General features: G+C 40.4%; 20 protein-coding genes and 1 pseudogene. 6 read left to right on the forward strand and 15 right to left on the reverse strand.

The window, feature by feature from the left end; all coding sequences use genetic code 11:
* Nucleotides 1-6 precede the first annotated feature (6 nt).
* The 7 genes from H5232_RS04950 to pyrC form a co-directional block, all read right to left on the reverse strand.
* Entirely contained in the window at nucleotides 7-624 is a 618-nt protein-coding gene (locus H5232_RS04950; protein WP_149982894.1) for an energy transducer TonB, read from the reverse strand.
* A complete protein-coding gene (locus tag H5232_RS04955; protein ID WP_054205753.1) occupies nucleotides 624-1,028 on the reverse strand; it encodes a biopolymer transporter ExbD in 405 nt (134 codons plus the stop codon). Before H5232_RS04955 ends, H5232_RS04950 begins: the two co-directional genes overlap by 1 nt.
* Before the next feature lie 14 nt (nucleotides 1,029-1,042).
* Complete coding sequence (locus H5232_RS04960; RefSeq protein WP_145241564.1) at nucleotides 1,043-1,567, reverse strand: MotA/TolQ/ExbB proton channel family protein; 525 nt, start codon at nucleotides 1,565-1,567, stop codon at nucleotides 1,043-1,045.
* Nucleotides 1,567-2,931 carry a MotA/TolQ/ExbB proton channel family protein gene (locus tag H5232_RS04965; RefSeq protein ID WP_149982893.1) on the reverse strand — a complete coding sequence of 455 codons (1,365 nt, stop codon included), beginning with the start codon at nucleotides 2,929-2,931 and terminating at the stop codon, nucleotides 1,567-1,569. The genes H5232_RS04960 and H5232_RS04965 overlap by 1 nt, the downstream gene beginning before the upstream one ends.
* Before the next feature lie 6 nt (nucleotides 2,932-2,937).
* Entirely contained in the window at nucleotides 2,938-3,708 is a 771-nt protein-coding gene (locus H5232_RS04970; RefSeq protein ID WP_149982892.1) for a DUF3450 domain-containing protein, read from the reverse strand.
* Nucleotides 3,709-4,620: 912 nt separating this feature from the next.
* Nucleotides 4,621-4,830, reverse strand: a complete 210-nt coding sequence (locus H5232_RS04975) for a cold-shock protein (RefSeq protein WP_145241558.1) — start codon at nucleotides 4,828-4,830, stop codon at nucleotides 4,621-4,623.
* A 322-nt stretch (nucleotides 4,831-5,152) separates the two neighbouring features.
* Nucleotides 5,153-6,205, reverse strand: coding sequence for a dihydroorotase (gene pyrC / locus H5232_RS04980; RefSeq protein WP_182740019.1), 1,053 nt, complete (start codon nucleotides 6,203-6,205; stop codon nucleotides 5,153-5,155).
* A gap of 249 nt (nucleotides 6,206-6,454) precedes the next feature.
* Between pyrC and H5232_RS04985 the strand changes: the two genes are divergently transcribed.
* Nucleotides 6,455-8,824, forward strand: coding sequence for an EAL domain-containing protein (locus H5232_RS04985; protein ID WP_182761619.1), 2,370 nt, complete (start codon nucleotides 6,455-6,457; stop codon nucleotides 8,822-8,824).
* A 59-nt stretch (nucleotides 8,825-8,883) separates the two neighbouring features.
* On the opposite strand, the gene H5232_RS04990 is transcribed toward H5232_RS04985, so the two are convergent.
* Both H5232_RS04990 and bamC read right to left on the reverse strand, forming a co-directional pair.
* On the reverse strand, nucleotides 8,884-10,302 hold the full coding sequence (locus H5232_RS04990; RefSeq protein ID WP_149982889.1) for a YjiH family protein: 1,419 nt from the start codon (nucleotides 10,300-10,302) through the stop codon (nucleotides 8,884-8,886).
* Between the two features lie 67 nt (nucleotides 10,303-10,369).
* Entirely contained in the window at nucleotides 10,370-11,431 is a 1,062-nt protein-coding gene (gene bamC, locus H5232_RS04995) for an outer membrane protein assembly factor BamC (RefSeq protein ID WP_149982888.1), read from the reverse strand.
* Nucleotides 11,432-11,783: 352 nt separating this feature from the next.
* On the opposite strand from bamC, the gene H5232_RS05000 reads away from it, so the two are divergent.
* Entirely contained in the window at nucleotides 11,784-12,317 is a 534-nt protein-coding gene (locus H5232_RS05000; protein ID WP_145241549.1) for a glycine cleavage system protein R, read from the forward strand.
* A 10-nt stretch (nucleotides 12,318-12,327) separates the two neighbouring features.
* On the forward strand, nucleotides 12,328-12,804 hold the full coding sequence (bcp, locus tag H5232_RS05005) for a thioredoxin-dependent thiol peroxidase (protein WP_145241547.1): 477 nt from the start codon (nucleotides 12,328-12,330) through the stop codon (nucleotides 12,802-12,804).
* A 127-nt stretch (nucleotides 12,805-12,931) separates the two neighbouring features.
* Here bcp and H5232_RS05010 read toward each other — a convergent pair whose 3' ends face one another.
* The 3 genes from H5232_RS05010 to H5232_RS05020 all read right to left on the reverse strand — a co-directional run bounded on the left by H5232_RS05010 (nucleotide 12,932) and on the right by H5232_RS05020 (nucleotide 15,123).
* Nucleotides 12,932-13,564, reverse strand: a complete 633-nt coding sequence (locus H5232_RS05010) for a nuclear transport factor 2 family protein (RefSeq protein ID WP_310736243.1) — start codon at nucleotides 13,562-13,564, stop codon at nucleotides 12,932-12,934.
* Entirely contained in the window at nucleotides 13,527-14,408 is an 882-nt protein-coding gene (locus H5232_RS05015) for an MBL fold metallo-hydrolase (RefSeq protein ID WP_182717926.1), read from the reverse strand. The genes H5232_RS05010 and H5232_RS05015 overlap by 38 nt, the downstream gene beginning before the upstream one ends.
* Before the next feature lie 67 nt (nucleotides 14,409-14,475).
* Nucleotides 14,476-15,123 (reverse strand): DsbA family protein, encoded by a 648-nt coding sequence (locus H5232_RS05020; RefSeq protein ID WP_182740021.1) that lies wholly within the window; start codon nucleotides 15,121-15,123, stop codon nucleotides 14,476-14,478.
* A gap of 117 nt (nucleotides 15,124-15,240) precedes the next feature.
* On the opposite strand from H5232_RS05020, the gene H5232_RS05025 reads away from it, so the two are divergent.
* Nucleotides 15,241-16,134, forward strand: a complete 894-nt coding sequence (locus tag H5232_RS05025) for a LysR family transcriptional regulator (protein ID WP_145241538.1) — start codon at nucleotides 15,241-15,243, stop codon at nucleotides 16,132-16,134.
* Nucleotides 16,135-16,154: 20 nt separating this feature from the next.
* On the opposite strand, the pseudogene H5232_RS24130 reads toward H5232_RS05025, so the two are convergent.
* A pseudogene (locus H5232_RS24130) lies at nucleotides 16,155-16,407 on the reverse strand (hypothetical protein); the annotation flags it as partial.
* 32 nt (nucleotides 16,408-16,439) lie between these two features.
* On the opposite strand from H5232_RS24130, the gene H5232_RS05030 reads away from it, so the two are divergent.
* Together H5232_RS05030 and H5232_RS05035 are read left to right on the forward strand one after the other, a co-directional pair.
* Nucleotides 16,440-17,234 (forward strand): hypothetical protein, encoded by a 795-nt coding sequence (locus tag H5232_RS05030; protein WP_182830600.1) that lies wholly within the window; start codon nucleotides 16,440-16,442, stop codon nucleotides 17,232-17,234.
* A gap of 254 nt (nucleotides 17,235-17,488) precedes the next feature.
* A complete protein-coding gene (locus tag H5232_RS05035) occupies nucleotides 17,489-17,773 on the forward strand; it encodes a hypothetical protein (RefSeq protein ID WP_182830601.1) in 285 nt (94 codons plus the stop codon).
* Nucleotides 17,774-17,791: 18 nt separating this feature from the next.
* Here the strand turns inward: H5232_RS05035 and H5232_RS05040 are convergent, their stop codons facing one another.
* Nucleotides 17,792-20,320, reverse strand: a complete 2,529-nt coding sequence (locus H5232_RS05040) for an excinuclease ABC subunit UvrA (protein ID WP_182830602.1) — start codon at nucleotides 20,318-20,320, stop codon at nucleotides 17,792-17,794.
* Between the two features lie 365 nt (nucleotides 20,321-20,685).
* Nucleotides 20,686-21,246, reverse strand: a complete 561-nt coding sequence (locus H5232_RS05045) for a hypothetical protein (protein ID WP_246175612.1) — start codon at nucleotides 21,244-21,246, stop codon at nucleotides 20,686-20,688.
* Nucleotides 21,247-21,588: the final 342 nt, after the last annotated feature.

Raw genomic sequence — 21,588 nt, forward strand, 5'->3', positions numbered from 1 at the left:
GCCTCCTTAATTGCCTTGGTTAATTTTAAAGTCTAGCTGAACTTGTAAACCAACTTGCTTTTGTGGCTTACCGTCAATAATTTTAGGACGGTATTTCCACTTGCTCAAGGCGCGTTTAGCTTCTCTATCGAAAATACGTTTAGGGTCTGCGTCAATTACTTCAACATCAGTAACCCCACCCAATTCATCGATTGAGAATGAAAGTTGTACCCAACCTTCTTTGCCATCACGTGCTGCTTGTGTTGGATATTTTGGTTCAATACGAACGATTGGTGTCGCATCACCGTCTCGTCCGAATGCCCCTGGACCACTTAGACCACCTGCCGAACTTCCCACATCAATGCTTGGCATGTTAAATGACATAGCACCTGGATTTGGGTTGTTATTTTCCGGCTGTGGCGGCTGCGGTTTAGGCGGCTGCTTTGGCGGTGGAGGCGGCGGAGGCGGTACTCGCTTCCGTTCCTGCACCTTAGATTCAGGCGGATTCGTCATAATTTCGACTATGATCTGCTCTTTTTGTTCCGTATTACGGTCAGCCCCACCAGAGATGAGGAAGGCCATGAAGTAGAACAAGCCGAAAGTAACTGCCCCACCTGCAATCAGTGAAAACAGAAAACGAATCATTACTGATCTCCAGCTATTGAAATTCTCAGGTTGTCGCCCGTCGCTTTGATCTGGTCCATAACTTTAACCACTACGCCGTGTTTTGCATCTTTATCAGCTTGCAAAATTACAACTTCAGTAGGTTGTTCTGCTAATAAACTTTCGATTTTTGCTGAAACACGTTCAACATCAACTTGCTGTTTATCAATCCAGATTTCGCCGTTGTCACGAATTGCAATAAAAATGTTAGCATTTTTTTGCTTCGTAGCTTGGGCCGCTTTTGGTTTATTGACCTCGATACCAGCCTCTTTAACGAACGATGTAGTTACGATAAAGAAAATAAGCATGATAAATACGATGTCAAGCATCGGTGTCATATCTACCGTTGCATCTTCTTCTTCACGAAAACGTTGTTTACGTGCCATATTTAATTCTCTCTCTAGTGATGAGGCATACTATCAACAAGCTTGGCTTTCACCATTCTCGCTCTTGCCTCAAGGCGTGAGCTAAAGAATACTCCAGATAATGCCGCAACCATTCCAGCCATTGTTGGGATTGTTGCCATTGAAATACCTGATGCCATTAAACGTGCATTACCTGTACCTTGGCTTGCCATGGTTTCAAAAACCGCGATCATGCCTGTTACTGTACCAAGTAAGCCAATTAAAGGACAAACAGCTACTAATGTTTTAATCAACAACATACGCTGATCTAATTTTTCAGACGCTTCAGAAATCCATGCTTCACGGATTCTGTGTGCGTACCAAGACGTAGTGTCTTGGCGGGCATCCCACTTTGCTACAATTTCCGACGATAAACGAGGAAATTCTGCAAGTAGGAACCAATAGCGCTCAATCATTAAAACCCACATAAGAAAGAGTGCTATCGCGACCACGTATAAAACCTGGCCGCCTGTGCCAACAAAATCCCTGATAGATTCCCAGATCTCCATCAGGACTAGCATTAGGCTTTCTCCTTCTCCGCGTGAGTAGCAATAATACCTGCGCTTTGCTCATCGAGGATGTGTAATACCGACTTACTACGACCCGCAACAACAGCGTGAAGAAGAATAAGTGGTAATGCAGCTATTAGACCTAGCGCAGTAGTTACAAGTGCTAGAGAGATGTTACCTGCCATGATCTTCGGATCACCTGTACCGAACAATGTGATTGTTTGGAACGTTAAGATCATACCGATTACCGTACCTAGTAGACCAAGTAACGGCGCGATTGCAGCAAGGATTTTAATGATATTGATACCAGCTTCAATGCGTGGCGTTTCACGAAGAATCGCTTCATCAAGTTTAAGCTCAAGGTTTTCAACATCTTGCGTTTTGTTGTCATGGTACACTTTAAGAATACGACCCAATGGGTTATTTGTATTCGGTGTAGACACGTTTTTAAGCTGACTATTAATCTTACTACGAGTAAGAGTAAGGTCAATAAAGCGTACTAGTGTGATTAAGATACCTAAACCTAATAACGCAGTGATGATGTAACCAACTACGCCACCTTGGTGGAAGTATTCATCAAGTGTCGCTTTTTGTGTATTGATACGTAAGATAGCACCACGAGTCGGATCCACATATACACCAGCATAGTTATCAGAAGACGTATTTTCTAAGTCTTTAATACCAGCAAGGATATAACCATCAGGTTGTTTACCTAAAGGCTGAATCGATTTAGTTTCAGGCGAATAGATTAAGTAGCCATCGTCTGTTACTAAGTTGAAGTTACCGATACGGGTTACTTTCTTAACTGTTGCGTTACCGTCAAGACCTGCAACTTCAGTTTCAAAAGTAGAAACTTTAGCTGACTCAGTCATTTCAGTTTGTAGCGCTATCCAAAGCTCTTCAAGTTCACGAACTGTTGGTAACTCTTTAGCAGCAGCTAATGAACGTAAGATTTCAGCACGGCCAGGCTTTTCAGCAGAAACAAGAGATGCTTCGATTGAACCGATTGCATCTTGCGCAGCACGACGTACAACACCAAACATTTCACCTAACGTACCTTGTGCACTTTGAAGAGCAGCCTCTTTCTCAGCTAAGGTAGTTTCGTTTTGTGCATATTGCTTTGTTAAGCTATCACCACGTGACTTTTCAGCCGCTAATTGGCTTTTTGCTTTATTAAGTAACGCTTGCTTATCAGCACGATCTGATAAGAACTCTTGTTCACGTTGCTTATTGATTTTGCCTTCAGAGATACGCTCTTGCTTTACTTGCTCAAGAATTTTATCTAAAGCAGAAGTATTTGCATGTGCATTAAGCGCGGTACCTGCAGAAACAGATAGTACTGCTGCAACAGCAAAACCTTTAAATAGTTTCTTCATTATTGATTACTCCGCGCCAAAGATTGGTAGTTTAACAAGTTCTAATGTCGCTTGCTTACGCGCCATACGAATAACTTCTTTAACAGGTTTTAGGTATTCATCACCTAATTCTTTCCACTGTTTAGTGTTGTTATCCCATACCCATGCGTGTTTTAAGTCAAACGATTGAGCAACGTATGTGATACGACCAAGTTGGCCGAAATCAACGTTAATGCTCTTGCCATCAACTTCTAAAGTACCTTGTGAAGCAGCAACTAAAGAGCTGTATGCAGCTTCAATTGTGTATGCTTCTAATACTTGACGGAACTTCTCTGAAGTCGTTACAGAAGAAGAAACCATTGTTTCACGTAATCTTTCAACACGCGCCAAACGATTGTCACTGTTAAACGGAACGTCCGCTTTGATGAATTGCTCGAGCGTATCGATCATGCGATACATCAAAGGCACAACGTTTTGTTTTGTGTTGTCGATCGTAGCAATTTGACGGTCAAACGATTCAATTTGTGCATTTTGGTCAGCGACCAAACGTGCAACGTGATCGTTGTATACTTTCAATAGCTCAGATTCATCAACAACGCTACGGTACTCAGCTAATAGCTCTTGAGTTTGACCATATACATTGTCAATTTTAGTTTGAGACTTAACCGCAGCCGTTTGAATTTGTAGACCTGCTTTTTGCACGTCATTCAAAGGATCTGCAATCACATTGCTGCTTGCGAATGCAAAAGCGCCAACCAACGCAGTTGCTACAAGACTCTTTCTGATTTTAACAGACATAGTTCCCAACCAATTAAGTAATGTTACTTTTATAATTTAATTACCTCCCGAAGGAGACAACCCTGATATCTTTTAATAGATATCAACCCTCCAATAATGCTAAATGCAATGCATGCTGTCAACTTGATGTTTGGAATTAGATCGAAATAAATTAATTCAATCATTGCAAACTAAAACACAAAAAACAAAGGATTAACATAAATGCAACACCACTGAGTTTTCAGCTGGGATGAAAGCCGCTACCTAACAACAGTTCTACCGTCAGCCATGAAATACAAAACATAAATGTAACATTTTATGTGTAATCTAAGAGGGTTAAAAAAAGTTCATAATTATTTCGAATAAGCGTAATCATTCAGTAAAAAAGCCTTTTTATGCAGCCAAACCTAGGATATATCGCATATAAAAATTAGCAACTGGACCTTTTAAAGGAAAGCGTGGCGTATGATTAAGGCCTAAAGTAATACCCGTTTTCTCTGTAAGACTCAAAGAGTCACTGCCAGTGTTATCAAGATATTAGAAATAATCACATTAAACATGTTGAGGCGATATCCCCTGTTCCTATTTATACCGATTACTAACGTGCCGAACTTATGTATGAGCAATCAGAGGCAAAATAGCACTATCTAATTAAATACTAATTTAATTAAAAACATCATCTTTATTGGTGTTGAGTAGCTGACTAACTATATACAGTTGGTATAAAAAGTTTATTGAGGGACGCAAATATGTACACCGCTTGTATTGAGCAGCATTTGGTCTAGTGAAATAGCATTCAGAATTTAGTGTATATTTATTGAATTTAAAAAAGTAGCGGTAAAAGGTTTATTTTAAAAAAGAATTTGATGAGAGGAATTATGGTGAAACAGAGTCCTGTTTCACCAAGTTGAACCTAGGTTCACATAATAAAAATTATGCTAGTTCTACGTTCTCAGCTTCAGGGCCTTTTTGGCCTTGCTTGATGCCGAAAGACACTTGTTGGCCTTCGCTTAGAGTGCGAAAACCTGAGCCTGTAATAGCGCTGAAATGTACGAATACGTCAGGACCATTTTCTTGTTCAATAAAACCGAAGCCTTTAGCTTCGTTGAAGAACTTAACTTTACCAGTAACCGTGTTTGACATACCAAATTTTCCTGTAAGTCAATAATTAAAATTCAGCCAGATTGGCTATATCCTCCCTGAGTGAATGCCCAATAAATCGCTGGGATAAAGTACAGGAAGAAGTAATAACCATTAACCGGAAACCTTACACGCCGCACATTAACCAAAAAATTCAATACGCAAAAACTCAAAGCAAGTTAAGGTTAACACAATATAATTGTTTTAGCTCTATTAATTGAGAATTATTTTAATGCTTTTAACATCAACTCAATAAAACTGTTCAAGTGATTAATTTTAATACAAAAAGCACACCTTTCTTAGCTGTGCTTTACTGACTTTATGGTTATTTAATCAGCCAATCAATTGTGCTTTCGGCTTTAATTGGCACCACGTGATCATTTCCTAATGGGTAACTTGCTGGCACTGTCCATGGTTGCTTTAGAAGTGTAACTGTATCTGTATTACGTGCTAAACCATAAAAGTCTGGACCAAAATGACTTGCAAAGCCTTCTAGCTTATCAAGCGCACCGGCTTCTTCAAATGCTTCCGCGTATAACTCAAGTGCAGCATGAGCGGTGTATGCTCCGGCACACCCACATGCGGCTTCTTTTTTATCTTTATAATGCGGCGCGGAATCAGTACCTAAAAAGAACTTAGCACTGCCACTGGTCGCAGCACTAATAAGTGCTTGTTGGTGTGTATTACGTTTTAATATTGGTAAACAGTAATAATGTGGGCGGATCCCCCCCGCTAGCATATGATTGCGGTTATACAATAAATGATGTGCCGTAATGGTTGCAGCCACATTATCAGAGGCATTATTTACAAAATCAACGGCATCTTTCGTGGTGATATGTTCAAGCACAATTTTTAAATCTGGGAAGTCTTGTACCACATCAATTAAAATTGTCTCTAGAAATACTTTTTCACGATCGAATATATCAATCGATGAATCTGTCACTTCACCATGGATCAGCAATAACATACCAACTTCTTGCATGGCTTTTAATGCTGGGTAAATCTTTTTAATTGATGTTACACCAGAATCAGAATTTGTTGTCGCACCTGCTGGATACACTTTACCGGCAACGATTTTACCAGTGGCATGCGCTTTTTTGATTTCATCCGCGCTCGTGTTATCAGTTAGATAAAGCACCATCAGAGGCTCAAAATTTCCTTGTGGTCCAGCCGCCATAATACGGTCGCGATACGCTAAAGCCGTTTCAGTACAGGTTGCCGGAGGAACTAAGTTTGGCATAATAATAGCGCGTCCCATATAACGGCTAATATCACGCACTGTATCTTTTAATTGATCCCCATCACGTAAATGAACATGCCAATCATCTGGGCGAGTGATAGTTAACATTGACTGAGTGTCGAAGGCTTGCTTTGTCATTACTTGTTTCCTCGGCTGAATTTAGTTGATCATATGCATATGCCCTATCTGAGTAAAGATTTTATTGCGGTTTTTACTGATGCTTTTTATCAACGGATAGAATGAAAGCACTGAATCATCAATAGTTTGGCGTGCGTTTTCCTTTACGTACATATCTTGCTAGTTTTATTTATTCTTTGTCTAAACGTTAACATTCCGTTAATCTATAGATTCATTAATGACACAAGACGGTATATTCACGCGTGGCATATGCAGAATAAAGTAGAGTTATCTTCAGCGCTTGATGCTAAAACCGAGCAACTGAGTATTATTAATCAGTTTTCATCAAGCTTATTACAGTTAGATAAACTCGATGAGCTATTCAACTATGTCACCACTGAAGTAGTTAAACGGCTAGGTTTTGTTGATTGTGTTATTTATATTGCCGATGAAAGTGCTACAACCTTGCATGAAGTCGCATCAATGGGAGTGTCTCCTACTAATAGTAACTATGCCATAGAACGAAAAACCATCGCATTTAATCAAGGCATTACTGGTTATGTTGCTTCAACAGGCAGCGCAGTCATTATTGGTGATGTCAGTACTGATAGCCGTTATATCGCAGATGTACGCCCTGCAATGTCTGAACTATGCGTACCATTAGTTTATAAGCAGCAGGTTTTAGGAGTTATAGACTGCGAGCATCCGGTACGTAACTATTTTAGTGATGCCCATCTTGAAATTTTAACCACCGTAGCGCATTTGCTCAGTGCTAAAATAAATCAGGTCAACACCGTTGAAAACTTGCAACAAACGGTAAGCAAATTAAATGCAGCACAAAAGCTAGAAGGAACGCTTTTACAAATAGCAAATTTAACCTATCAAGCCAATGATTTGGATACTTTTTTAGAAGCATTGCATGGCATTATGACCAACTTGCTGCGCGCTGATAACTTTTTGGTAGGGCTATACAACAAAAATATCGATATTCTCGATATTGTTTACATTGTCGAGGAAGGAGTACGTTCAAATGCCCATAAAAAGATATCAAAAGAGCAACTAAAACATACTGCATCCTATTATCTTTTAAATTCCGAACAGCCTTTACTATTAAATAAAAAAGAATATCAACAACATATAAATGATGGCCACTTTAAAATGGTGGGTCGCCAGTCAGAATCTTGGCTTGGTGTACCATTTAAAGTAAGCGATCATATAAGCGGTGTGATCGTGGTACAAAGTTACGATAAAACTCACCATTATAATGATCATGACCGCACCCTACTGACGTATGTCAGCCGCCAAATTAGTATGGCCATCGACAGACAACTATCTCGCCAAGCACTGGAACATCGCGCTTTGCATGATGAATTAACTGGGCTTGCTAATCGCTCTTTACTAATTGACCGCATTAAGCACGGCATTTTACGGCTTACTCGAACACCCAAAGGGCGATATCATGCGTTGCTGTATCTAGATTTCGACCGCTTCAAAAGCATCAATGATTCATTAGGACATGAAGTGGGCGATCACTTTTTAATCGCCATTTGTAAGTTAATTAAAGGCACAATACGAAATACCGATACATTCGCACGACTCGGTGGTGATGAGTTTGCTATTTTTATGGAAAATATCAGTCGCAAAAACCAAGTTAACGACGCACTAAAACGGATTAAAAAAGTCCTCGCGGAGCCACTTAATATTGATGGCCATTTACTGCAAGCTTCGACCAGTATTGGCGTTGCATTTTGTGAAAACGAAAACGACAAAGCCTATCAGTTATTACAGCATGCCGATGCTGCAATGTACGAAGCTAAATCAACAGGCCGTGGCCAAGTAAGATTTTTTAATAACACCATGCGTAAAAAGCTCAAAAGCCACGCTGATATAGAAAATGATTTACAGCATGGCATTGAGCATAATGAGTTTGAGTTATATTATCAGCCGATCTTTGCTATACAACAATGTAACGTGGTCGGTTTTGAAGCACTCGTACGTTGGCATCACCCACGCAAAGGCTTTGTCTCACCTAATGATTTTATTTCAATAGCAGAACACACCGGGCAAATAATTAATCTCGACCTGCATTTATTAGATCTGGCAGGAAAACAAATAGCTGCGTGGCAACAACAAGGTAAACGTTTCTTACGTGTGACAGTGAATGTTTCCTCACGACATTTTGCAAGCATAGACTTTATCTCACAAATTCATGCTATTTATAATAAATATGAGCTAGCATTAGGCTCCTTATGTTTAGAGATCACCGAATCAGGTTTGATCGAAAACTTAGAATTAGCAACTAAGATAATTGAAGGGTTAGCGCCATTAAAAGTAAAGTTATGTTTAGATGATTTTGGCACGGGGTACTCTTCTTTGGGTTACTTACACCAACTGCCAATTCATGTGCTAAAAATTGATAAGAGCTTTATTGACCGCCTTAAAGACACCGCCACGCCATTGGTTGACGCCATTTTGTCATTGGCATCATCACTTAAGTTAGATGTTGTAGCCGAAGGAATTGAAACTCAAGAGCAACTCGCCATATTACAAAAAACTCAATGTGATTTTGGCCAAGGCTTCTTAAAAGCTAAACCCCTGCCCGCCGATCAAGCAATTTTATTGATTGATAAACCACTTTAACAACCATAAAAAAAAGCCTTGATTAATCAAGGCTTTTTATAAATTAACAACTGGCAGGATCAGCCAACCAACCAATGTGCCATCAGGGCAATAACGGGTAACGTGATCAAGGTTCTGAGAATAAATATTACAAATAATTCAAATATATTGACTGGGATTTTACTACCCAATAAAAGCGCGCCCACTTCTGACATGTAAATCAACTGGGTTACACTCATTGCCGCAATAATAAAACGAGTAACATCACTTTCGATCGTGCCAGCAGCTAATATTGACGGAATAAACATATCCGCAAAGCCAACCATGATCGTTTGCGCAGCAGTTTCTGCTTCTGGGATTTGTAATAACTCTAAAAATGGGATGAACGGTTTGCCTAAATAAGCAAATATCGGCGTATATTCAGCAATAACTAATGCGAACGTGCCCACAGCCATAACCACAGGTAATACTGCAAACACCATATCTAATGCGTTGTGAATACCTTCTTTTATGGTACCAGCAAAGCCCGGTGAGTTTTTAGCTTTGTGCAGCGCTACATGTAGCGCATGTTTGAACACATTTTTGCCATGTGGCACGCGTTCTTTATGCTTATCGGGCTGACTTCCATCAATATATATATCTTTTTTAAAGCTCAATGGCGGTATACGTGGCACGATCAGCGCAGCAACAACCCCAGCTAAACAAACGGTTAAATAAAACGGGGCAAATAATTTTTCCAGCCCTACTTGGCCTAATACCACCAAACAAAAAGTAATTGATACCGCGGAGAACGTAGTACCGATAATCGCCGCTTCACGCTGAGTATAATGCTTTTCTTCATATTGGCGCGCGGTCATTAAAATACCCACACTGCCATCACCTAGCCACGAAGTTGCACAATCAACAGCACTTCGCCCTGGAACGCCAAATAACGGGCGCATTACTCTAGTTAATAACGTGCCTACTAACTCAAGCAAGCCAAAATTCAACAATAAAGGCAGTAATAAACCCGCTAAAATAAATACCGAAAATAACACCGGCAATAAATCTTTTAGCACTAAGCCACCGGTATTTCCTGATGTAATACCATCGAAAAGTGGAATTAAAAACTCTGGTAACGTCGATTTAAAATCCGGATTATTAATACTTAAAACCGTTAAGATAATAAACGCCATACCAAATAAGCGGATCACTAGCCAAAGCCAATGCACATCAAAAAGATGCTTTAAAATAGTAGATTTCATTAATACCGCAGGCTTAAAAGCCTTGAAAATCAATGATAAAACACCTGTAGTACAAATAATTAGAGTGATCAACGTATCGGCATACGATGTAATATGTGCTTGCACCGCTTTTGCCATAACAGCGATAGGAATAGTCATTGCCCCGTCCATTGGCACTGGAGTCATGAATAAGAGGACGCCAATCAATGAAGGAACTAAAAAATTAAACCATACCTTAAAGTCAAACTGCGGGTGAGAGGAAGCTAGATTAGACATTATTTTCAACCTGTAGAAACCACAAAAAGAGCAAAAGCTCTTTTTGTGGTGTTATTATTATTTATTATTAAATTTTAATACCGCGTTGGCGCAGAGCACTTTCTAACGCTTGTTGTAAGTCATTCATCGTACCAGGCTCTAACGTTGTGCCTTCATCGTCCATCCACGTTAAGCTAGTACCACCTTCTTTGGTGCGACTGACTAAGATTTGATATTGGCCGTTTTCAATCGGCAATTCAGCAAGTTCTTCACCCCAAATTGAATCCCAAACACTTGATTCAGGTTTGTTGTAATCAGCCGTGATCAAACCACGTTCTTGATCAATTTCAACTATCGTAAACGATAGGCGCTCAAGAAATCCTGAGAAACGATCAAATATTACAAAGTAATCCTGTTCAGTTACCAGTGCCGCATTGCCTTTATTATCAAAACCCATTTCCAGCGAAATAATGCCTTGTTGTTTACGTATTTCAACTTCAAGTTGACGATAGCGATAATCAAACTCAGCCACTACTTGGTTCAGTGCACGCACTTCTAGCTGCTGTTGTAAAACTGGTGTCAATGGCACATCTTTACTTTTATACTCAGCTAACTTAGCGCTTAATGAAGCTGTGCGTTGATGTGACTTTTCTTCAATAGTAAAAATAAAACGTTGCTCAGATACCGCAGTATCGCTATCCCATAACCAACCTTCTTCAGGTTTAATTATGGCATACCAGTCAGTTTCTATTGAACCTAATAACTTATCTTGTTTGATTGCCTTTGTTTGGTGTTCCGCTAACACAGCGTGCACAGAATCCCAAATAAACTCATCTAAATCGGCAATACCATCGTTTTTATCAAAATAAACGCGTGCTTGTTTATCACCTTCTTCAACCCAACTGCCTTTTGCCACAGTTAATACTTGTGCTGGGGGACGATAGTTTGTTGAATCCGGATTATTGTCATATTCCGCCACATCCATTTTATAAATGGGGTCTAAAGCTGGCTGAGCCAATTGTCCTGGCACTTGTACCGGCTCACTGGCACGGTAATTACGTTTTTGATGCGCTTCGTCAGTGAACACACCACATCCTGACAAGCTAACCAATACGCTTACAGCAAGCGCTTTTGGGATCCAATACTGCACAGATAATTCTCCTTAGCATACCCTTAATTGTTTTAACAAATATATGAGTGGGTTATGCCGATTTGGTTCAGTGTAAAGTCAATATTAACTTTACGTATCTTGTTTTTATGCAAAACCCGTTACTTTGGGGTACGGCTAAACGTAAGTGTCAGCCTGTCAATATGCAAAATTTTAACTATGGTACTTTCCCATGCCACTAAAAACAAGAAACACTGTGCTTTAATAACAGCTTAATTATCTCGGCCTGTAGTTTAGCGATTGTTTTGTGTTAAACTTCGCCGCCGTGTGGTGGTAATTGCCGGCTTAGCTTACTCTGATTGTTATTAATAATATAACCTAGGTACTTGAATTCATGACTGCTTTTTCAAATCATCAGATCGTTTTAACTGCCATTGGCGATGATCGCCCTGGTATTGTCAGTGAATTAACCCAATTAGTCAGTGACTGTCACTGTAATATTATTGATAGTCGCATTGCCATCTTAGGCAATGAATTTACATTTATTATGCTGTTATCAGGTGATATGTCGGCAATCAGCCGCATTGAACACACCCTGCCCCTCAAAGGCATGGAGCTGGGCTTACTCACTATGATGAAGCGGACAGCCAGTCATACTCAAAGTGAATTTTGTGCTGGCTACACCCTCGAATATACAGGTATCGATACACCTGGCACGTTAAGTAAAGTTACCCGCTTTTTTGCCGACAACCACATTAGTATTTGTTCTTTAAAGTCAGATACCTATGACGAAGAAAAAGATACAAAAATGCGCTGTGAACTGGAGTTTAACATTCCTGTTGAGGTTGACATTGATACGTTTAAAGTCCAATTTGAAGATCTGTCGCGTACTCTAAACGTAGATTACATATTTCGACGCATTCGCTAAGGAGCAAAGCATGAACACAATTAATCCATTACAAGCCGGCGACAAAGCCCCCGCTTTTAGCTTACAAAACCAAGATGATGAAACAATCGTCCTTGCAGAGCTATTAAAAGAGCAGCAAGTATTAGTGTACTTTTATCCAAAAGCATCAACACCTGGTTGCACCGTGCAAGCTGAAAACTTACGTGATGAAAAAGCTGTGTTAGCACAGCTAAATACCCGCGTGGTTGGTATCAGCCCTGATCCGGTAAAAAAATTAAAGAACTTTGAAACCAAAAAAGAATTAAACTTTGACCTACTTTCAGACGAAGATCACGCGATTGCAGAAGCATTCGGCGTATGGGGCTACAAAAAGTTTATGGGTAAAGAGTACGACGGCATTCACCGTTTAAGCTTCTTGATCGGCCAAGACGGAACAATAAAGCACTTTTTCGATAAATTTAAAACCAAAGACCATCATCAAGTGGTGCTGGATTATTTGACTAAATAATCGGTGCTAGGTGCTACAGAGTTGAACTTAAGCGTTGCCGATTGGCAACGCTTTTTTTATGCACGAGAGTACGAAATAAAAGCGCACCTACAACATACTTGTAGTTGTTATTAAAAAAACTACTTTTTTACATGACATCGCTAACGGTTTTACTATCAACAAATTGTTCAAAACTGATGATCTTACCCTCTTTGAGTATCCATAAATGGGCGACTCTGGCCTTAAAAAATTTGCCTGTGGCTTTATTGGTTCCGCTATAGCTACCATAAGCAAACACCTTGTCGCCAGCAGCAACATAGTCTTCTACCGCAAAATTATAACCATTCCATTCACTGCCTAACCGTACAAATACATTTTTTTCAATTTCATCAAAGCCTTGGTAGGTTCCGGCATATGGAAAACCAGCGGCTTCCGTCCATTGTGTTTCGTTTGTTATATAACGCTTGAGGTTTTTACCGTTTTCTTCTGAGGTCTTACCTTCATAAGTACTTTTTACAATATCAAGATTGGTCATCGATTTAGTCTCCAGATTAAAACTATTGTAATGTTCTAATGACGATATTTTGGCAGTGGTACTGCATGCTTGAAGCATAGCCAAAGCCATTACTATCGTGATTACTCGCTGAATTCCCCCCATGAAATGAAGCCTGTACAAAGAGTTGAACAGACCTTTCAAACTGCAAGCAGCTTGAAAAGCCATAAATAAATTTAAGCTGTAGTAATTAGCCCCAAGGCATCTCGCCCATAATAACTTTGGCACTTAACGCCAATACGCTATCGCCGCCAATATTTGGATAGCTTGCTTTCATTTTACTCATCAATTCACTTGAATTAGCTGAAGACTTGGCTGCAGCTTCAAAGTCTTGAATGTATTTGCGAGTAAAGTGCACCGCTTCAATAGTCAATGGCTTATCACCTAACATATGACCAGAGATCACAGTTTTAGGATGCAGCTGCTCAATAACATCAAGGGTTTTATACCAACTTTGACGTGATTCAGGTGTTTGCGTATCTGCTAAAAAAACATGCATGTTGTTAAATACCACAACACCACCCAACATAGTTTTAGTCGAAGGGATCCATACAAAAGTATGTTTTGGATCATGACCGTCAAGACCAACAATATTCACTTTTTCACCATCAACCAATAAGGTGTCGCCTTGCAATACTTCTGGCAAAACTAGTTTTTGCGGTGCGTTTTCTTTAAGAATTGGCCCCCAATAAGCCTTTTTAGGCGCCATTGACGCTTTAATATAATCTCGGGTTTTAGCAGTTGATAATACCTTAGCATCAGGATAGGCCTCGGTGATCACGTCTAAGCCAAAATAATAGTCAGGATCACCATGACTAATATAAATAGTGGTTAATTTTTTACCTGATTTTTTAATCAACTCAACCACTGATTGTGCATCATTGCGCTGAAATTGCGCATCAACTAAAATCGCTTCGGTTGGACCGCTGATCAACACCGAACTAACTGGGAACGTGCTTTTTTGTTGTGGATTAAACACACTGGTTTCAAGTGTTGCACTAACTGCATTGGCTGATACTGCCATCATTGTAGCAAGCGTGCTTGCCTGAATTAATTTAGATAAAAATGTCATAGTAGCCTCTAAAATGTCGCTCATTTAGCGAGTAAATTGGGTGTTTTTAAACGTGTAAAATTATTGGTTAATCAATCGTACTAATTAATTGTTTTACATAAGCTAACCACTGCTGTGGCTGACCGTAATAACGCGAGTGGTCTAATTTAGTAAATGCGCCATCGCCGTGCTCAAACGCAAGTGTTGGAAACCCACTACCGCCAACTAAATTCAACATCTGCCGCGCTTTAATTATTTGCTGCTGCGTTTTTTCGCCACTAAAAAGGTCAAACGCATTTAAAAAAGCCCTAGAGCTAGCACCAAGTTGAGTGGCTATGTTAGCTAAATTAGCTATATCAGACTGAGAACGGCCAAGTACAAATTGATCAACTTGCATTCTATGCAGCATGGCAACAGTATTAAGACCTAAAGATCCACCAGCTAGTAGCGCCGTGATCGGCGTATCTGAATCTAAAATTCGCTGCTTATCATCTAATAGCGTTTCATAATAAGTTGGACTAAATACTTGCCCCGTTAAACTCGTGATCCTGTTATCCATGGCGATTATTTGCTGATGAAAATCAGCTGATAACTGACGTTTATTAGCCCCTGAAAATAAGCCGCCGCCATACAGCTTAATATCTATTGTTGTTAATTGAGTGAGTTCATCAATCAGCGGTGCGACGGCATAACACCAACCACACTGCGGGTCCATAATGAAATGCAAGGTCTTCATTTTATTTTCCTGTCAGCAGTATTAAATTTATGAAACAAGTATAAATTGCAAATATGTTGCAATAAACATCACAACAGGCAATAGTTAATTGCATATATCGAACATATAGGAAATAAAATGGACAGGATCACCGCAGCTCAAGTCTTTGTTAGAATTGTCGAGCAAGGTAGTATGGTCAGCGCAGCGCATTCGTTAGATATGTCGCGCTCGATGGTAACTAGGTACTTAAGCGAAATGGAAAGTTGGGCGAATAGTCAGTTATTACATCGCTCTACGCGTAAACTCACGCTCACCGCCGCAGGTGAAAAAGCTTTTGTAAATTGTCTGTCGTTATTAGATTTAGCCAAACAAGTGTCTATCCCTTTAGAGCAAGATCATGTCGCACAACCTGAAGGGTCGATCCGTATTTCTTGCTCTCAATTTGTCGCCGCTAATTTATTGCCAGCAGTAATTGATCAGTTTTTAGATGAGTATCCCAAAGTACATATAGATATTCATATCAGTAACCAAGTAACTAATTTAGTTGAAGATAGAATCGATCTAGCAATACGTATTACCAATGACTTAGACCCCAATATCATTGCACGCCCGCTCGGTCGTTGCCGCTCAGTGTTATGCGCCACCGAAGATTACCTAAATCGTTTTGGTTACCCTGTTTACCCTGATGATTTGGCCAAACATAATTGCTTAATTTATTCTAATTTTGGAAAAAGTTTGTGGCATTTCAGCAAAGAAGAACTCGCGGTTGTTACTTCAGTCGCTGGCAACTTCAGTGCGAATGAATCAATGCTCTTACTTCAATCAGCACTCAAAGGACGCGGTATATCTTTACAACCTAAACATGCCGTACAACAGTTGATCAATGATAAAAAGCTGGTTCATGTGCTCCCCAACTATGAGCCAGCGTCCTTAGGTATTTACGCCATATACCGTTCTCGCAAACATCAATCTATAGCGATTAGAAAGTTACTCGAGCGCCTAATTGCGCATTTTGAAAAAACAGACACTTAAAAATACAAATAACTTAAAATTAATAAGCGCATAAACCAGCTAATGCTACTTAAACTCCCGTGGTATTGCTCAACCGTTTGATTCAAAAAAGTGAGCTCTGTTTTACTCAATTTTACCCATTGCAAATACTTTTTCGTCAATAACGTAGCTTTACACAGCTTATGCCAGCGTAGAATTATAGCTTTGTCATTAAGTCTATTTGCTTTTTATCATCAACTTAAGTGCTAAGTGCGTGTGATTACTCATCACTGCATACGCACACAGAGAAATACAATGACCAAATTTTAGGCTGGGTGTCTTGCTTATTGTCTTGCTTATTGTTGAGTAAACCAAGACTTAGTAATTCAATTCTAGCGAATACCACTGAAGCGATAACCTCATTTACGCCACTAACCCTTGGTACTTATACTGCTTCGGTTAGTGTAACGGACGATGCAGGTAATACGGTTGTAAAACAGATTTTAATTGCTGTTTCTATGCATGATGTTAGCTGGCTTGGTAGTGTTAGCGGTCGTCTGGTTGATGCTTTAGGGCGCGGCCTTGCTAATGTCGATCTCTTTTCAAGTGAAGCAATAATAGACAGTTTATATTTCTCTACGGATGATAATGGCTATTATCAAGCAGTAATAGGCGTAGGAGCAGAGAAGAAATTTAACATTATGGGTTTTAGCTCTCCATTTACATCTGCTACCGTTGTGAGAGAGCAGCAGGTAACTACCAACCACTTCACCATTGATTTAGGTACAAAAACAGCACTTATTAAGCAAAATGTCCGTATTGGTTTGACAGCTTGTGAAGGTTATAGCGGCCCTACTGAGCTTAAGCTTAAATTTAACTCATTAGATTTCACGTTAGAAGGGGGAGAATTAGATCAGTCCGTTTCTGACAATCAAACAATCACTATTGGCAAAACCAAAGATTTTTCAATACTTGCACCTTTTTTATATCGTGTAGAACCAGATGATTATCCTGTTACTTGGATAAAAAACACCGAAAAAGGAGATTATGATCATAAGGAAGAATGGCAATTAGATTTACGTGCTAACTCAAATGATGTTGTTGAGCACACATTTGAAATCTGTGACCAACTCACCCCATAATGATTAAATCTTGCTTGATAAACCTTTATCGAATTTTCAGCTTAGGTCGATTCAATTTATCTTAATCAGAAAAGCTTTTGTACTAGTACAGAAGCTTTTTTGAGTAGATATCACTGATTTTTAGTGAGACGTTCAAGCTCTATATCACCTAGATACACCAAGATTTTAGTATTGAATATCGCGAAGATAGCCCACCATTACCCGCTAATGAAACCTTTAAAATTAACAAAGGATCTTGTAGTGAATTGTCTTAGATGCAAATTAATCTGCTGCGCCATTTTGGCATTGCCGTGCATTTTGTCAGCGGCTATTTCTATTTTGATATGGAAACCCCTTCGATGAACTGCACGCTTGGCAGAGGTTTTTTACCTGGTACAGGTTGGTTAGGTTTTAACCCCAACCATGGTATTTTGACTGATAATACCCACTTTGCTGTCGCGTCCAGCGCCCCCCGAAAACACCATGCCTACTATGGTGGTATACGGGGCAGCGCAACATCGCAATTAATCACCAACTTAAGTAAAGAAAAACGTCGATAACCTAAAGTCAGGCTAATGCTAAGGCGACAGAAAGGGTGCTGTTTGGCTGGCCTTTGACTTAGCGACATTGGCCGGTGGTCCTTGAGCAACAATATTCCCACCTTCATCGCCCGCACCAGGACCAATATCAATGACCCAGTCACTACGGCTCGCGACCTGCATATCGTGTTCAACCATGATTACGGTGTTACCTGCGTCTACCAGACCATTTAATTGCAACATCAACATAGCGACATCTGCGGGATGAAGGCCATTAGTGGGTTCATCGAGAATATATAAAGTGTCACCGCGTTGCGCCCGTTGCAACTCAGTAGCTAATTTTATCCGTTGCGCTTCACCGCCCGATAATTCGGTAGCAGGCTGACCAAGCCTTAAGTAGCCGAGCCCCACTTGCAACAAGGCATCCAAAGCGCGCGCTATTAAAGGCTCATCCATAAAAAATTCACGAGCTGTTTCGACGGTTAAATTAAGCACTTCAGCGATATTTTTATCTCGATAAATAATATCGAGCGTTTCGTCATTGTAACGCTGCCCTTGGCATACCTGACAAGGCGAATAAACACTAGGCAAAAACAACAATTCGACACTCACAAATCCTACACCTTCACAATTCGAACAACGCCCCTTAGCTACATTAAACGAAAAACGCCCTGCGTTGTAGCGCCTCGCTTTTGCTTTGGGTGTGGCGGCGAATAGCTTACGTACATGATCAAACAAACCGGTGTAAGTGGCAAGGTTTGAGCGTGGTGTGCGGCCAATAGCTTTCTGATCCACGGTCACTAAACGTCGGATGTGCTGTATGCCATCAACAATTTTACCGCTGGTGGCGATTTCTAATTCTTCCTCAAGTAAATCAGTCTCATCATTGGGTGCCTCGACGGTATTTTGCTGACCAAGGGCATCAGACACAAGCTCCACCAGCGCCTGACTGACTAAACTTGATTTTCCTGAACCCGATACACCGGTAACGCTAGTCATAAGCCCTAGCGGAAACTCAATGTCGATATTCTTCAGGTTGTTTCGCTTAACCTGAACTAATTTGAGCCAAGCATTCGGCTGTCTTGGCCTATGTGCTGCACTGTCATCTTTATTAAACACAAATCGACCAGTGTGAGACTCGGTTACCTCGCGTAAGCCCTCAAGCGGACCACTGTAAATAATTTCTCCGCCATGGGTTCCAGCATTGGGACCTACATCAACAATCCAATCTGCATGGCGAATAACGCTAACATCATGCTCTACCACAAATACTGAATTACCCGCTGCGATTAATTCATCTAAGGCACCTAGCAATGCTTGAGTATCAGCGGGATGCAGACCGGCTGAGGGTTCGTCTAATACGTAAACGACACCAAACAGTTGAGAGCGGATCTGCGTTGCAAGGCGCAGGCGCTGTAGTTCGCCCGGAGATAACGTGGGCGTGCCACGTTCTAGCGACAAATAGCCCAAACCAAGTCGAGTAAGCGCTTCAACTCGAGTAAGAATATCGCTGGCAATACGCTGTGCGACGATGGCTTTTTCTCGATTAACGGTGTTATCAGCGGGCTTGCTATTAGCAGTATCTTTTAACCGCGATGCCAACTCAGTCAGCGTCAATTGCGATAATTCACCAATATCAAGTCCAGCAAATTTAACCGACAGTGACGCTTGTTTGAGTTTTTTCCCCTGACATTCGGGGCATTGAGAAATCTGCATAAACTGCGACACCCGCTTTTTGGTGCGCGGGCTTTGCGTTGTAGCAAATGACTGCAAAATAAAACGTTTGGCGCTTGTATAGGTCCCCATGTAATTGGGCTTTTCCCCTTTATCAATTGCTTCTCGTATTTGGCTAATATTGTAGTCTCGATAAACCGGCACTTCAGGGGTTTCATCGGTAAACAAGATCCAATCCCGCGTTTTTTGCGGCAATTTTTTCCAGGGAATATCAACTTCATGGCCCAATGCAATCAAAATACGCAATAAGTTTTGCCCTTGCCATGCTGGCGGCCATGCCGCGATAGCGCGTTCCCTAATGGTCTTGCTGTCATCTGGTACCAACGACTTCTCTGTCACTTCAAATACACGACCTATACCATGGCATCGCTCACAAGCGCCCTCTGGGGTATTTGGCGAGAAGGCGTCAGCGTAAAGTATATTTTGACCTGTTGGATATTGCCCTGCACGGGAATAAAGCATGCGCAAGCCATTAGAAATCGTGGTAACACTACCAACAGATGAACGCACCGATGGAGTTCCTCGCTGCTGTTGCAGTGCTACTGCTGGCGGTAACCCTTCGATTGAATCAACATCTGGCTCCTCTACTTGATCAATCAAGCGACGGGCATAAGGCGAAACAGAATCTAGGTAACGACGCTGAGATTCAGCAAACAAAGTGCCAAAGGCCAATGACGACTTTCCTGAGCCAGAAATACCAGTAAAAACCACCAAGGCATTACGGGGCAAATCAACATCGATGTTTTTTAAGTTGTGAACCCGTGCACCTCTAACTTGGATACATTCATCAGGCTCAATACGACTAGGTTTGTTTTTTTGTCGAACGATTATTATCTCCTTTTTTGTAGCGTGTTGGCATAAAAAAACCACCTTACGGTTTTATAGATATGGAGGTTGATGATAAATTAGCAAGGCTAAAATTATTCAGCAAAATTGATTGGAATGAATTTATTTTGGCAGGATAAGTCAGGCTTGACTCCTTACCCAACGAAAGAGCCATAACAATTTACCGTGGGTGAATAATATCTATCAGATCACAGTAACCAACTCAATTAAAGGTTAAAAAACAATCAAGTTAATTGTGTAGAACCAGTTCCTAAATGAGTAATTCTACAGCCTGAACGCACGCCTAAACGGCGAGCAACTTATTGCGAGTCCAGCGGCCGCAGGCCGCGATGTTTAAGGAGCTTGTTATGTACCTATTCACTCATGAGCTTATAGGCAATTGGGTACTCATTTTTGTAAGAATCAGAATTCAAATGTTCAGCTAATGAGGCACAAGTATTTTCTTTTTCGGACTGACTCATTTTGTTAAATAGAATGATCTTATTTCTTGAAACTTGCTTTGCCATTTCAAATAGCTGTTCACGCATATCTATTGGAGTTCTATCTAGCCCGTCAGTTAAATTAGCAACCACAGAACTATTTCGAGTCTTCCATTTATCAATAGCTTCTGAAAGTAGCGCTCCTTTTTCAGGTGCTTTCCGTTCGCACATGAACTTTATAACATCTACTTTTTTAAAGTAGCCATATATTATTCCAACTGCCTCTCCCTCATTTTCGGCATCTAACTCAGAGTTTGAGTGAGCAAAACTGGATATCATCGCAGCAAAAACAACTATAAATACTCTCATACTCAACCTAGGCACATAACGTTTAACATATGGGGATTTTAGGAGCGCTTTTTCAGCGAGTAAAATTCCCACCATGATATTTTTGTTAGCACTTAATTGCATATTTCCAATTATCTCTATTGGCATAAAAAACCCAAGTTAAATTTTGAGGGACAAGATACAACTCTAGTATTTCTGTAGATTTCTGAAATTCAAAAAATGACTCAATAGTGAATTGGAAAGAATCACTCAAACGCTTGGGTTCTCCTAACTTATGATAAATCCGCTCGAAAATCTCGAAAGCCCAAACTGATTCAGCATTTTTAAATTCAGGAGTGTCAGTAAATACTTTTGTAAATGCAGCTAAATCGTAAGCGTATAGCTAACGACACCTAGCTTTGCTTAATGTTCCAAGGTAGCAGTGGCTCAAGGTTATCTGGCTGCTCAGCAAGGCGCTGTAAGCAAGTAGAGATATAGTCATGCACCACA

The sequence above is a fragment of the Pseudoalteromonas sp. SG41-5 genome, assembly GCF_014164495.1.
Taxonomy (GTDB): domain Bacteria; phylum Pseudomonadota; class Gammaproteobacteria; order Enterobacterales; family Alteromonadaceae; genus Pseudoalteromonas; species Pseudoalteromonas rhizosphaerae.

Excerpts from the sequence above, each read along its gene's own strand:
- H5232_RS04950 (WP_149982894.1), bottom strand. The coding sequence starts at position 624 with ATGATTCGTTTTCTGTTTTCACTGATTGCAGGTGGGGCAGTTACTTTC.
- H5232_RS04955 (WP_054205753.1), bottom strand. The coding sequence starts at position 1,028 with ATGGCACGTAAACAACGTTTTCGTGAAGAAGAAGATGCAACGGTAGAT.
- H5232_RS04960 (WP_145241564.1), bottom strand. The coding sequence starts at position 1,567 with ATGCTAGTCCTGATGGAGATCTGGGAATCTATCAGGGATTTTGTTGGC.
- H5232_RS04965 (WP_149982893.1), bottom strand. The coding sequence starts at position 2,931 with ATGAAGAAACTATTTAAAGGTTTTGCTGTTGCAGCAGTACTATCTGTT.
- H5232_RS04970 (WP_149982892.1), bottom strand. The coding sequence starts at position 3,708 with ATGTCTGTTAAAATCAGAAAGAGTCTTGTAGCAACTGCGTTGGTTGGC.
- H5232_RS04975 (WP_145241558.1), bottom strand. The coding sequence starts at position 4,830 with ATGTCAAACACGGTTACTGGTAAAGTTAAGTTCTTCAACGAAGCTAAA.
- pyrC (WP_182740019.1), bottom strand. The coding sequence starts at position 6,205 with ATGACAAAGCAAGCCTTCGACACTCAGTCAATGTTAACTATCACTCGC.
- H5232_RS04985 (WP_182761619.1), top strand. The coding sequence starts at position 6,455 with ATGCAGAATAAAGTAGAGTTATCTTCAGCGCTTGATGCTAAAACCGAG.
- H5232_RS04990 (WP_149982889.1), bottom strand. The coding sequence starts at position 10,302 with ATGTCTAATCTAGCTTCCTCTCACCCGCAGTTTGACTTTAAGGTATGG.
- H5232_RS05000 (WP_145241549.1), top strand. The coding sequence starts at position 11,784 with ATGACTGCTTTTTCAAATCATCAGATCGTTTTAACTGCCATTGGCGAT.
- bcp (WP_145241547.1), top strand. The coding sequence starts at position 12,328 with ATGAACACAATTAATCCATTACAAGCCGGCGACAAAGCCCCCGCTTTT.
- H5232_RS05015 (WP_182717926.1), bottom strand. The coding sequence starts at position 14,408 with ATGACATTTTTATCTAAATTAATTCAGGCAAGCACGCTTGCTACAATG.
- H5232_RS05020 (WP_182740021.1), bottom strand. The coding sequence starts at position 15,123 with ATGAAGACCTTGCATTTCATTATGGACCCGCAGTGTGGTTGGTGTTAT.
- H5232_RS05025 (WP_145241538.1), top strand. The coding sequence starts at position 15,241 with ATGGACAGGATCACCGCAGCTCAAGTCTTTGTTAGAATTGTCGAGCAA.
- H5232_RS05035 (WP_182830601.1), top strand. The coding sequence starts at position 17,489 with ATGCAAATTAATCTGCTGCGCCATTTTGGCATTGCCGTGCATTTTGTC.
- H5232_RS05045 (WP_246175612.1), bottom strand. The coding sequence starts at position 21,246 with ATGCCAATAGAGATAATTGGAAATATGCAATTAAGTGCTAACAAAAAT.